The sequence below is a fragment of the Marinobacter sp. HL-58 genome, assembly GCF_001314605.1.
GTDB lineage: Bacteria > Pseudomonadota > Gammaproteobacteria > Pseudomonadales > Oleiphilaceae > Marinobacter.
Genome location: NZ_LIHP01000007.1, coordinates 1 through 12,618 on the forward strand (window position 1 = coordinate 1; position 12,618 = coordinate 12,618).

The 12,618-nt window shown below is 58.4% G+C and carries 11 protein-coding genes; 5 read left to right on the forward strand and 6 right to left on the reverse strand.

All coding sequences use genetic code 11. The features are described 5' to 3' along the window. Window positions 1-172: 172 nt before the first annotated feature. Window positions 173-607, reverse strand: coding sequence for a phosphopantetheine adenylyltransferase (locus HLUCCO03_RS06190; RefSeq protein ID WP_292016636.1), 435 nt, complete (start codon window positions 605-607; stop codon window positions 173-175). A 7-nt stretch (window positions 608-614) separates the two neighbouring features. On the opposite strand from HLUCCO03_RS06190, the gene HLUCCO03_RS06195 reads away from it, so the two are divergent. Further along, complete coding sequence (locus HLUCCO03_RS06195) at window positions 615-869, forward strand: tyrosine-type recombinase/integrase (RefSeq protein WP_292016637.1); 255 nt, start codon at window positions 615-617, stop codon at window positions 867-869. 13 nt (window positions 870-882) lie between these two features. Here the strand turns inward: HLUCCO03_RS06195 and HLUCCO03_RS06200 are convergent, their stop codons facing one another. Continuing rightward, window positions 883-1,230 (reverse strand): 4a-hydroxytetrahydrobiopterin dehydratase, encoded by a 348-nt coding sequence (locus HLUCCO03_RS06200; RefSeq protein WP_027831699.1) that lies wholly within the window; start codon window positions 1,228-1,230, stop codon window positions 883-885. A 128-nt stretch (window positions 1,231-1,358) separates the two neighbouring features. On the opposite strand from HLUCCO03_RS06200, the gene imuA reads away from it, so the two are divergent. The 3 genes from imuA to HLUCCO03_RS06215 are packed head-to-tail and all read left to right on the forward strand — an operon-like array spanning window position 1,359 to window position 6,597. Beyond that, the gene (gene imuA / locus HLUCCO03_RS06205; RefSeq protein ID WP_027831698.1) at window positions 1,359-2,048 is read left to right on the forward strand and encodes a translesion DNA synthesis-associated protein ImuA; all 690 of its coding nucleotides are present in this window, start codon (window positions 1,359-1,361) and stop codon (window positions 2,046-2,048) included. Window positions 2,049-2,056: 8 nt separating this feature from the next. Then, window positions 2,057-3,475 (forward strand): DNA polymerase Y family protein, encoded by a 1,419-nt coding sequence (locus tag HLUCCO03_RS06210; protein WP_027831697.1) that lies wholly within the window; start codon window positions 2,057-2,059, stop codon window positions 3,473-3,475. Further along, window positions 3,475-6,597 carry an error-prone DNA polymerase gene (locus HLUCCO03_RS06215; protein WP_027831696.1) on the forward strand — a complete coding sequence of 1,041 codons (3,123 nt, stop codon included), beginning with the start codon at window positions 3,475-3,477 and terminating at the stop codon, window positions 6,595-6,597. Before HLUCCO03_RS06210 ends, HLUCCO03_RS06215 begins: the two co-directional genes overlap by 1 nt. Window positions 6,598-6,861: 264 nt before the next feature. Here the strand turns inward: HLUCCO03_RS06215 and HLUCCO03_RS06220 are convergent, their stop codons facing one another. The 4 genes from HLUCCO03_RS06220 to dbpA form a co-directional block, all read right to left on the reverse strand. Further along, entirely contained in the window at window positions 6,862-8,184 is a 1,323-nt protein-coding gene (locus HLUCCO03_RS06220; protein WP_027831695.1) for a sodium ion-translocating decarboxylase subunit beta, read from the reverse strand. A 13-nt stretch (window positions 8,185-8,197) separates the two neighbouring features. After that, a complete protein-coding gene (gene oadA, locus HLUCCO03_RS06225; protein ID WP_027831694.1) occupies window positions 8,198-9,988 on the reverse strand; it encodes a sodium-extruding oxaloacetate decarboxylase subunit alpha in 1,791 nt (596 codons plus the stop codon). Between the two features lie 42 nt (window positions 9,989-10,030). Beyond that, the gene (locus HLUCCO03_RS06230; RefSeq protein WP_027831693.1) at window positions 10,031-10,288 is read right to left on the reverse strand and encodes an OadG family protein; all 258 of its coding nucleotides are present in this window, start codon (window positions 10,286-10,288) and stop codon (window positions 10,031-10,033) included. A gap of 213 nt (window positions 10,289-10,501) precedes the next feature. Then, a complete protein-coding gene (dbpA, locus tag HLUCCO03_RS06235) occupies window positions 10,502-11,875 on the reverse strand; it encodes an ATP-dependent RNA helicase DbpA (RefSeq protein ID WP_027831692.1) in 1,374 nt (457 codons plus the stop codon). Between the two features lie 104 nt (window positions 11,876-11,979). Here dbpA and HLUCCO03_RS06240 point away from each other — a divergent pair, with 104 nt between their 5' ends. Beyond that, complete coding sequence (locus tag HLUCCO03_RS06240; protein WP_027831691.1) at window positions 11,980-12,516, forward strand: DUF2058 domain-containing protein; 537 nt, start codon at window positions 11,980-11,982, stop codon at window positions 12,514-12,516. Window positions 12,517-12,618: the final 102 nt, after the last annotated feature.

A 12,618-nucleotide genomic window follows, 5' to 3' on the forward strand; every position in this document is an offset into this window, starting at 1 on the left:
CGCGATGACGCCCTTGCCCTTCTCCTAGCCTTCGGCTCTGCGGACACCTGGCAGGAGGACTTTCACCTCCCTAGTTCTGTGCCATGCCCGGCACACACGCCAGCCATAAGGGGCGCCCTGACAAGGGCGTCCCGTGGAGGGCCATCGGCCCGGAACAGACTTAATGGCCTTGTTAAATTTGGTTGCGGCCGACGACACGGATTACCCCTGCAGCAATGAGCGCGACGATGGCGATAATGTCTGCGATGACGACCTTGCGAACGGACTCATTGTACCCGCCAACTGACCACGCAATCGCGATGAAGGACACAACGCTGACGAGGCCCGCGACAATAGCCAATGTTTGTAAGGATGGCTGGAACGCTGCATACACTAGGAACAGACCGAGAAGCCCGAACAGGATAGCCCGGTGGCGCATCAAGATTTCGATATTGGGCTCCCCCAGGGAAACGCCATACAAAGCGGCCAGCCGCTCCACGCCCAGAACCCCGGAAACGGGTAGAAGATGAATGATGCCTACGAGCACCAGCAGGCCTGTGACAACTTTCTCCATGTAGTTAGCAATAAACGGCGCTCTGACAAGGGCGTCCAGTAGAAGTCCAATCATAGGCTAGGTGTGTCCACTACACCGGGGGAAGTCCACTCCCCTGGAAGGTCTCAATTACGAAGCGGCTCGCAAGCCCGCAAACAGCCACACATTCCGGCACAGCTTTGCCACCCGCTTGCTGGAAGCCGGGTACGACATCCGGACGATCCAGAAATTGCTGGGCCACACAGACATCCGGACCACGGAAATCTATACCCATGTCGTTCGCAAAGGCGGTTTCGGGGTGCGCAGCCCCGTAGACGATGCCTTCCAGCTTTCCTGATTGGGGTGTTGAATTACTGCATCTCTTCATAGGCTGCATCAGTGCGTGCCGCCATGATGTAGTCATTTTTATGCAGGCCACCGATCTTGTGGGTCCACCAGCGTACCGTCACTTTGCCGTATTCCAGCAAGATGGCGGGGTGGTGATTCTCGGCTTCGGCCAGGTCGCCAACTTTGTTGGTGAATGCCTGGGCCTGGGCGAAGTTCTTGAGCTTGAACACTCGCTGCAGCTGCTCTTCTCCGTCCAGTTCAACAACCTGCCACTCTGGCACCTCTTTGCCCAAAGCCTGTTTTTCGTCATCAGTAACCTTCGGAGCGTCTGCCCTGCAGGCTTCGCAGCTCTGTTTCGTCAACTCACTCATTTCAACCTCCATGGTTGATGGCTGTTCTACAAGCGTGGGTTTCCTTACCCGGATTATCAACCCGGCGCTTGAAATCACCTGCCTTTCAGAATACTGTATATTTAAACAGTATATTGAGAATTTTCATCATGAGTGAGCTTCTGAACACACTGATGCAGGACGCCCGTGTCTGGCAGGGGCATCGGCAAACCCGCACCACACAACCTGCCGAGCCAACCGGCTACCAGGTTCTGGACAATCAGCTCGGAGGCCTGGGTTGGCCACGGGGCGCCCTGAGCGAGTGCCTGCTGGATGCACCAGGTATTGGGGAACTGCATTTGCTGCTGCCACTCATGCAGCGGGTGTGTGCTGAAGGTAAAACCGTATTCTGGCTGAATCCACCCCATACGCCCTACGCACCCGCCCTTGCCCGGGAAGGCGTCAATCTGAACCAGGTGGTGCTGATCAATACGGAAGACGAAGGCGACTTTCTGTGGACACTGGAAAACTGCCTCCGCTCGCCGGTAACCGGGCTGGTAATGGCCTGGCCTGGAAAACTGGCCGCCCGGGAAATTCGGCGCCTGCAACTGGCGGCCGAAGCCGGCAGCAATGTGTGTGTCCTGTTCCGCGAACGCCGTTACGCCGAGCAGAATTCCCCGGCAGCGCTACGCCTGGCACTGGCACCGGGAGAGCATCAGGATCTCAAGGTAAACGTGCTGAAGCGTCGCGGTAGCTGGCCCGGGCAATGCTGCTCACTTGCCATGAACCAGCGGGCAGACCTGGCCTTCCGGGAATCACCCCGCGTGGTTCAGGGCCCCTGGGCCGACCAGAGTCGGTAAGGCGCACCATGCTCTGGCTGTATCTGCACTTCCCTCACCTGTTGCTGGACCATATCCGCCGCTCCCGTGAAAACCACGGAGCCCTGGTGGTTGTGGAGGGCTCCGGGCAGAAGGTAATCCAGGCCTGCCCAGAAGCCCGTGCCCAGGGTGTGCAGGCTGGCATGCGCCTGAAAACCGCCATCAGCCTGATTCCGGAGCTGGGCATGGTAAGGGCGGACCATCAGCAGGAAGCCCGGATACTGGAAGACCAGGCTCGCTGGCTGTATCGCTATGCAGCTCATATTGTACTGGTACCGCCGGATGGCCTGCTGGCAGAAGTAGGCAGCCTGCAACGGCTTTATGGCGGGTTGTCGGCCGTCTGGCAAACCGTGGAACAGGGCCTGAACGAGCGCCAGCTGAATGCCTGGGTTGCCGTCGGTCACACGCCACTGGCTGCCCGGCTGATTGCCCGCACGGGTAAAGGCGAATGCACGGCCGATAAAGGCCATATCCTGCGCACGCTGGGGCAGATGTCGCTGTTGGCTGCAGAGTTTGACGATAAAACCCGTATCCGGCTGCAGCGGATTGGTCTGAATACCTTTGGAGAAGTGCTTGCATTGCCATCCAACGAACTGGCCCGCCGTCTGTCGCCGGAAACCCTGGCCCATGTCCAGAAAATCCAGGGTAACCGGGCTGACCCACAAACACCCTGGCAACCACCTCATTATTTTCGACAGCAGGCAGATTTTGTGCAGGAAATCGAGCATTCCCAGGGCCTGCTGTTTCCCCTGCAACGCATCCTCTCCGAACTGGAGGAAGACCTGTGCTGGCGACAACAGGATACCGACAGCCTGTCACTGGTCCTGCGGCACCGTCACCAGGAACCTACCCGCCTGCGGATTCGCACCTCGGGGCCGGAACACCGGGCTGATGCCTTCCTGGATCTGATCCGTTTACGGCTGGAACAACATCCGTTAAAAGCTCCGGTGACCTCACTGGTACTCCTGGTCAAACGGTTCCTGGGAAGGGAGGCGGCCACCGGCCAGGATCTTCTGGGCGAAACACAAGATCTGAACGAAGCCTGGCAGACCCTGATCAGTCGTCTGCAGGCAAGGCTTGGTGAGAATGCATTGCGGCAGTTATCACCACAGGCAGATCACCGGCCTGAGCGGTCATGGCTGGCCTCTGACGTGCTGGCCAGGCATAAGCCCTGGGTTCAGGATCACTCCCGGCTGCCCCGTCGCCCGTTATGGTTGCTGAAAGGCCCGCAAGCACTTACTGAAACTCCGCCTGTGTGGCTTTCAGGGCCGGAACGCATCAGTGGTGGCTGGTGGGATGGCCAACGGGTGCACAGGGATTATTACATCGCCCAGTTGGCCTCCGGCCAGCTTGCCTGGGTATTCAGGGATATAGGGGGTGGCTGGTTTGTACATGGGTGGTTTGGCTGATGAGCGAGGGTACTTATGCCGAATTATTCTGCTTCAGCAATTTCACCTTTCTGACCGGGGCCTCTCACCCCCATGAGCTGGCGGAACAGGCTGACAGGCTGGGCTATACCGCCCTGGCAATTACCGATGCCTGTTCCGTAGCCGGCATCCCCCGGGCCTGGGCGGCACTGAAAGACAGCCCGGTAAAGCTGATCACCGGCAGCTGGTTTGAGCTCGAAGATGCGCCGTCCGGGCCAGTAGGCCCCCGCTTTGTTCTCCTGGCCCGCACCCGCAAGGGCTATGGCCAACTCTGCCAGCTGATCACCACCGGCCGCCGGCGGGCAGAAAAAGGCCGGTACCGGTTATTCGTCCGGGATATCGAAACCCACTCTCTGGATGACTGCCTGTGCCTCTGGCTGCCTCCCTGCCCCGGCGAAGCGGATGCAGATCAGGCTCTGGCCTGCGGCGAATGGCTACAGCGTTTGTTTGACCGCAGCCTGTGGATAGCCGCAGCTCGCACCCTTGAAGCCGGAGAGCAACGGCAACTGGCCCGTGTGCGATGGCTGGCCGACCACTTGCGCTGCCCGGTGACCGCCACCGGCGAGATCCACATGCACAACCGGGATCGCCAGCCCCTGCAGGATGTACTTACCGCCCTGCGCAACCATACCAGCCTGGAAAACGCCGGCCACTGCCTGTTCCAGAACGGAGAGCGCTATCTGCGGCCATTAAAGGTCTTGCAGCGCCTGTATCCGGAAGCCTGGCTCCGGGAAACCCTGGCCATTGCACAACAATGCACCTTCGAGCCCGGCAGCCTGCGTTACGAATACCCGCCTGATCTTGTCCCGGAAAACGAATCGCCGGCCGCCTACCTGAAACGTCTGACCCGCGAGGGCGAACGCAGGCGCTACCCCGAAGGCACGCCATTAAGCGTCCAGGGGCTGATTCGCAAGGAGCTGGCCCTGATTTCAGAAATGAAATACGAGCATTACTTCCTGACGATCCACGACATTGTCGCTTTTGCCCGCAGCAGGGGCATCCTCTGCCAGGGCCGTGGCTCCGCGGCCAACTCCGCGGTGTGTTATTGCCTGGGTATCACCGAGGTCAATCCGGCTCGGGTGGAGTTGCTGTTCGAGCGCTTTATCTCCAAAGACCGCAATGAACCACCTGATATTGATGTGGATTTCGAGCATGAACGGCGGGAAGAAGTCATCCAGTACATCTACCGGCGCTACAGCCGCGAACGGGCAGCCCTGGCTGCCACCGTGATCCGTTACCGTCCACGCAGTGCCATTCGTGATGTTGGCAAGGCCCTGGGCTTTGATCCGGCCATGGTGGAGCAGTTACTGGAAGGCATCGACTGGCGGGACAAGGCCACTGACTGGCGCCAGCAGATTCTCGACAAGCACCTGACCCGCAACCCGAAAGTGGCCGACCAGTTCTTCACCCTGGTAAATACCCTGCTCGGCTTCCCGCGCCATCTGTCCCAGCATGTGGGCGGCTTTGTTATCAGCGCCGGCCCACTGGCCGAACTGGTACCGGTGGAAAACGCCGCCATGGCAGAACGCACCGTCATCCAGTGGGACAAGGACGACCTGGAAAGCCTGGGCCTTATGAAGGTAGATGTACTGGCCCTGGGCATGCTCACGGCTATCCGTAAGGCCCTGGAGCTGATCAGCGAGGAGAAAGGCTCACTTTTCACCATGCCGGATATCCCCCAGGAAGACCCGGCTACCTATGCCATGCTCCAGAAAGGCGACAGCATCGGCGTTTTCCAGGTGGAATCCCGCGCCCAGATCAACATGCTCCCGCGTCTGAAACCGGAAACGTATTACGACCTGGTGATCGAAGTGGCCATCGTCCGCCCCGGCCCCATCCAGGGTGACATGGTTCATCCCTACTTGCGCCGCAAACACGGGCTTGAACCGGTCGATTATCCCAACGACGCCGTGCGCAAGGTCCTTGAGCGCACCCTGGGGGTACCTATTTTCCAGGAACAGGTCATCAAACTGGCCATGGTCGCAGCTGGCTTCTCTGCCGGGGAAGCCGACCAGCTCCGCCGGGCCATGGCTGCCTGGAAATCCCACGGCGACCTGACCCCGTTCCGGGACAAGCTTATCAACGGCATGCTGGAGCGGGGGCATGATGCCGACTTTGCCGAACGGCTATACCAGCAAATCTGCGGCTTCGGTGGCTATGGTTTTCCGGAATCCCATGCTGCCAGCTTTGCACTGCTGGTGTACGTGTCCTCCTGGATCAAACGCCACTATCCGGCTGCCTTTTATTGCGCCCTGCTCAACAGCCAGCCCATGGGCTTCTATTCCCCCTCTCAACTGGTCCAGGACGCCCGCCGCCATAACGTCACCGTGCTGCCGCCGGACGTCAATCGCAGCCAGTGGGACCACACCTTAACCAGCCCCGGCCGCCACCTGCGCCTGGGCCTGAGGCTGATACAGGGGCTCTCCACCAGCGGTGCCGAACGCCTTTGCCGGCATCGTCCACCACAGGGCTACCGCTCCGCCAGCGAACTGCGACAACTGGCAGGCCTGAACCAGCGGGACATGGAACTGCTGGCCGGCGCCAACGCCATGCCGGACTTCACCGCCAACCGCCATCAGGCCTACTGGCAGCTACTCGGCCACGAGCAACCGGCCGAACTCTTTGCCGCCGAAAGCAGCGCGGAATACCTGCCGGATAACACCTGCGTGCAACTGCCAGAACCCACCGAAGGCCAGAACGTCCTCGCCGACTACGCCAGCCAGGGCCTGACCCTGCAACGCCACCCCCTGGCCCTGCTGCGGGAGCAGGGCCACCTCAAATTCTGCCTCAGCGCCGAACAGCTCAAAACCACCAAAGCCGGCATCCCCGTCCAGGTCGCCGGCCTGGTCACCGGCCGCCAACGCCCCGGCTCCGCCTCCGGCGTCACTTTCGTTACCCTGGAAGACGAAACCGGCAACGTGAATGTGGTGGTGTGGCTGGAAACAGCACGACGGCAGCGCAAACCGTTGATAACGGCGCGGTTGTTACATGTGAAGGGGGTATTGGAGCGTGAGGGGGATATTGTTCATGTGATGGCGGGGCGGTTGTCGGATTTGAGCCATTTGATTGAGGCGTTGCCGGTTGGTTCGCGGGATTTTCGTTAGTTTGTCGGATTACGGCTTTGCCTAATCCGACCTACGGGTGAAAAGACGCGTTGAGCGATAACTGTGAAGCTTGAAGCGCCATTGCGGAGGCCCTTTCCAGGAATGTCTCCGGCCATGGACGGCCGGAGTCAAGCGCACATGGATGTGCTCGTAGCGTTTCCTGGAAAGGGCCTCCGCAATGGTGCCTCCACCCAAACCAGCAGGCTACAAAACAAGAAAACCCCGCAAAAAGCGGGGTCTCCTTAGCTCAACCGAGTGAAACAATCAGCCCAGAAGCTTGATCATTACACCCGCAGCCACCGCAGAGCCGATAACGCCAGCCACGTTCGGGCCCATGGCGTGCATCAGCAGGAAGTTCTGCGGGTTGGCCTCCAGGCCCACCTTGTTGGATACCCGCGCTGCCATTGGCACCGCAGACACCCCGGCAGAACCGATCAGTGGATTGATAGGCTCCTTCACGAATGCATTCATCAGCTTCGCCATCAGAACGCCCGTAGCGGTACCAATACCAAAAGCCACAATGCCGAGACCCAGGATACCCAGCGTCTGAGCATCCAGGAACTTGTCCGCCACCAGCTTGGAACCAACCGACAACCCGAGGAAAATGGTTACGATGTTAATCAGCGCATTCTGGGCCGTATCACTCAGGCGCTCAACCACACCACACTCGCGCATCAGGTTACCGAAGCAGAACATGCCCAGCAGCGGAGCCGCATCCGGCAGGAACAGGGCAACCGCAATCAGGACAACAATCGGGAAAACAATCTTTTCCTTTTTGCTAACCGGACGCAGCTGGGACATCTTGATGGCCCGCTCTTTCTGGGTTGTCAGCGCTTTCATGATCGGCGGCTGGATCATCGGCACCAGAGCCATGTAGGCATAGGCCGAGACAGCAATCGCACCAAGAAGATGCGGCGCCAGAACGGTGGAAACATAAATGGAGGTTGGGCCATCCGCACCACCGATGATACCAATCGCCGCTGCTTCCAGGATCGTGAAGTCCAGAATGCCCATCCAGTCCAGCAGGGCCGCACCGAGAACGGTACCAAAGATACCAAACTGGGCCGCAGCACCAAGCAGCAGCGTTTTGGGGTTCGCCAGCAACGGTCCGAAGTCTGTCATTGCGCCTACACCCATGAAGATCAGCAGCGGTCCGACCGTACTGCCGATAACAATGGTGTAGAAGTTGTACATCATGCCATTGCCATAGCCGTTATCCGACGCAATGGCATTGGCCTCGGAAACCGTCGAGTAGCTCGCTTCCATGAAGGCTTGTTTGAAAGCCTCTTTCACTTCCGGCGTGACGGCCTGTCCGGCCTGATAACTCACATCCAGCGCACCGGCCAGAGCAGCCAGCACCTCCGGTTTCGCAAAGTGAATAGCGTTCTCGGCCGCAGACAGGGCCAGCCCTGCCTCCGGAATGTTCGCCAGGATGCCACCGAACCCGATGGGCACCAGCAGCAATGGCTCAAACTTCTTGCGAATCGCAAGATAGAGAAGCACCAGCCCGACGATGATCATCACCACCTGACCTGGCTCGATATTGAACAGGCCACTGCCTGTCCAGAGTGTCAATAATTTTTCCATGGAATGCTGGCCCTTATGCGATTGTCAGCATTTCATCATCAACGGAGACGGCATCACCGACCTTGATGAAGACTTCGCCGATGGTACCGGCCTTGGGTGCGCGAACCTCGGTTTCCATTTTCATGGCTTCGAGGATAATCAGCACATCGCCTTCTTCAACGGCGTCCCCCGGAGAAACCAGGACCTTGAAGATGTTACCTCCCAGCGGTGCAAGCACAGGCTCACCCTCGCCAGCGGCAGGCGCCGGTTCGGACGAAGAGGTTGCGGGTGCGGAAGCAGCACCACCCTCACCCTGAATCTGGGTGATTTCACCGCCTTCGGAAACCGCCACCACAAACTTCTTGCCATTGACTTCAACGGTATACGTTTCAGGACCTTCGGCTTTCTTGGCCGGAGCGGCGCTTTCGGCAGTGGGAACCGGCTCGAATGCGTCCGGATTGCCACGGTTCTCGAGGAACTTCAGGCCAATCTGCGGGAACAGCGCGTAAGTGAGAACGTCGTCCACTTCCTGCTCGGCCAGCTTGATGTCCTTCTCTTTCGCAATGTTCCGAAGCTCTTCGGTCAACTTATCCATTTCCGGCTCGATCAGGTCGGCTGGACGGCAGGTAACCGGCTCTTTTCCGTCGAGAACGCGCTCCTGAAGCTCCTTGTTCATGGGCGCCGGTGCAGCACCGTACTCACCCTTGAGAATGGCGGAGGTTTCCTTGGAGATGGACTTGTAACGCTCACCGGTCAGTACGTTCAGCACCGCCTGGGTACCCACGATCTGGGAAGTCGGTGTTACCAGCGGGATAAAGCCCAGGTCTTCACGTACCTTGGGGATTTCATCGAGAACCTGGTCGAATTTGTCGGCCGCATTCTGTTCTTTCAGCTGGTTTTCCATGTTGGTCAGCATGCCACCCGGCACCTGAGCAATCAGGATACGGGAATCGGTGCCTCTGAGGCTGCCTTCAAATCTCGCGTACTTCTTGCGAACTTCACGGAAGTAACTGGCGATCTCTTCAAGCAGGTTCAGGTCAAGGCCAGTGTCACGCTCGGTTCCCTGAAGAATCGCTACCACTGCTTCGGTGGGCGAATGACCATAGGTCATACTCATCGAGGAAATGGCGGTATCCACGTTGTCGATACCGGCTTCCGCAGCCTTGATGGCGGTTGCGGTCGACATGCCGGTTGTAGCGTGGCACTGCATGTGGATCGGAATATCCAGCTCTTTTTTCAGACGGCTGACCAGATCAAAAGCAACATAAGGCTTGAGAATACCCGCCATGTCCTTGATGGCGATGGAGTCCGCGCCCATGTCCGCCACTTCCTTCGCCAGCTCTACCCACATTTCGATGGTGTGCACCGGGCTGGTGGTATAGGCGATCGTGCCCTGGGCATGCTTGCCGGTCTTGCGAACGGCCTTGATAGCGCGATCCAGGTTACGGGGATCGTTCATGGCATCGAAAATACGGAACACATCAACGCCATTCTCAGCGGCACGCTCGCAGAAACGGTCCACCACGTCATCCGCGTAATGCCGGTAGCCCAGCAGGTTCTGACCGCGCAGAAGCATTTGCTGCGGCGTATTGGGCATGGCTTTTTTCAGTTCCCGGATACGCTCCCAGGGATCTTCGCCAAGATAACGGATGCAGGAGTCAAAGGTAGCTCCACCCCAGGATTCCAGAGACCAGAAGCCAACTTTGTCCAGCTTCTCGGCAATGGGCAGCATATCGTCAAGCCGCATGCGGGTGGCCAGCAGGGACTGGTGGGCGTCACGCAGAATAACGTCCGTAATCCCCAGCGGTTTCTTTGTGTCAGTCATCGTGTCAGCCTTCTGTTTAAAGGTTCTAATCTGTCTGCCAGGTCACTTCTTGTGGCGTGACCGGTATTGTGCAATCGCTTTTTTAATCGCTTCAGCGGTGTCAGGATCAACTGACAAAGGCGCTGAAGGCTTTGCACGTGATTTGCGGGTCGGAGCAGCGGGTTCGGGTTCGGCCGGGCCAAACCGGAGTACCAGCTTTGACATGAGCAGGGTTGCAAACACCAATATGATCAGGAATGCGAAAACAAACCCCATGCCTGCGACCATCAGTTCGATGGCTTGTGACATCAGCTCATTCATAACGAATAGCTACCTGTATTGAGTTGATGATTTTCCCGATATACCGGCCCATCGGGGGACTGCACCCTGGGCCATGGCAATTCGGGGAGCAAAATCCCGCGTAATTTACCGTTTTCCACGCCACTGAGCAACCTAATTGCAGGTTTCAATAGGTGGTTTCCGAGCACCCTGGCCCATACTGACGGGCTTCGGGCAGGTAAAAATAATTCTCATTCATGCATAGCGTACACGCATTTTCCGCCCCTTGATGCGACCTTGTTCCAGCCTTTTCAGGGCCGTAGCCGCTGATTCCTTCTCAACCGCAACAAAACACTGAAAATCAAACAGATCGATCTTGCCCACAACCTTACCGGGAAGCCCTGCCTCACCGGTAAGCGCGCCAAGAACATCACCCGGCCTGACCTTGTCCTTCCGCCCACCGGCAATGCAGAGGGTTTTCATCGCCGGGGCAGATGGCCTCAACGGCGTGGCCAGCAGGTCTGCGGTACTACCCCATTCCACGGCCTGCTTGCGCTCCGCTTCCAGCCGGTTGATTTTATGAGCCTGAGACGGTGTGCAGAAGGTTACTGCCAGCCCCTGCTCCCCCGCACGCCCGGTCCTTCCAACCCTGTGGGTATGAACTTCCGGATCACGGGCAGGTTCAACGTTGACCACCAGCGGCAGGGACTTGATATCAAGCCCTCGCGCAGCGACATCGGTTGCCACGAGCACAGAGCAACTCTGGTTGCCAAAACGCACCAGAACGCTGTCCCGGTCCCGCTGTTCCAGGTCACCGTGCAGGGGCAATGCCGCAAATCCGAGGCCGTTCAGCTCGGTGGCCACCTCATCGCACTGTTGTTTTCGGGTGCAGAACGCAATGCAGGAGGCCGGCTGGTGTAGCGACAGCAATGCCGCAAGAGCCTGAACCTGCTGTCCGGGGCCAATCTCGTAAAATCGCTCGGCAATGTCGGATTCAATGGCCTGGCTATCAATCCGCACATCCACCGGGCTGTTCTGGTATTGCTCACTCAGTTTGCGGATATTTTCCGGCCAGGTGGCTGAAAACATCAGCGTCTGCCGTTTTGTCGGCGCCTGGGCGATGATGTCTTCCACGGCTTCCTGAAAGCCCATATCCAGCATCCGGTCGGCCTCGTCCAACACCAGGGTTGCAAGCTGATCCAGTTTCAAGGTTCCCTTTCTCAGGTGATCCTGAATCCGGCCGGGCGTTCCTACGACTATATGGGCGCCATGGCTGAGAGAGCCAATCTGCGGGCCGATGGACACACCGCCGCACAGGGAAAGTATTTTCACGTTATCCCGGGCAACTGCCAGGTCTCGGAGGGATTTGGCTACCTGGTCCGCCAGCTCTCGGGTGGGACACAGCACAAGCCCCTGCACAACAAACCGCCGGGGGTGAAGCTTTTCCACCAGCGGAATACCGAAAGCCGCAGTCTTGCCGCTGCCGGTCTGGGCCATCGCAATCAGGTCGCGGCCCTGCATCCCATGGGGCAAGGCCCCGGCCTGGATGGGTGTCGGGTTCTCAAAGCCAAGCCTCGACAGGTTATCGAGCATTGGTCGGGAAAGACCCAGCTGACTGAATGACGGCATATAAAATCCTGGAGATTACAAAAGGGGACGGGTTCGACCGGGAGCATTCCGGGCGTATACTGGGTGCAGTTTACCAGAAATAGCAAACTGTCACGGAGCATTGAATGCCATCACTACAGGATCAGCTGTTAAAGGCCGGCCTGGCCGATGAAAAAAAGGCCAAAGCCATTCGCAATGAGAAACATAAAAAACGGAAGCAGCAACCCAAAGGCACCGTAGAGGTCAACGAAGCGGAGATCCGCGCCCGTCAGGCACGGGAGGAAAAAGCCGAGCGGGACCGGCAGCTGAACCTTCAGCGCCAGAAAGAAGCCGAGAAAAAAGCCATTCAGGCCCAGATCCGGCAACTGGTGGAAACCAATCGCCTTGACCGCTCCCGGGGTGAGACTTCCTATCAGTTCGTGCATGACAGGAAGATCAAGAAGATCTTTGTGGACGACACCATGGTGGACCAGTTGTCACGTGGCCGGCTGGCCATTGTTTTCGTCAACGATACCTATGAGATTGTTGCAGAGGGTGTGGCAAGGAAGATCATGGAGCGGGATGAGAGCGCCGTTGTGGTACTGCATGACCGGAAAAGTGATGATCAAGGCGACGATGACCCTTATGCGGGTTATGAGATTCCGGATGATTTGATGTGGTAACTGAACAAAAAACCCCGCTCGTTGGCGGGGTTCTTTGTTTGATATGGCGCGGCTGGGAGGATTATTCGGGCCTGCGGCCCTCACCCCTTCGGGGTCGCCGTC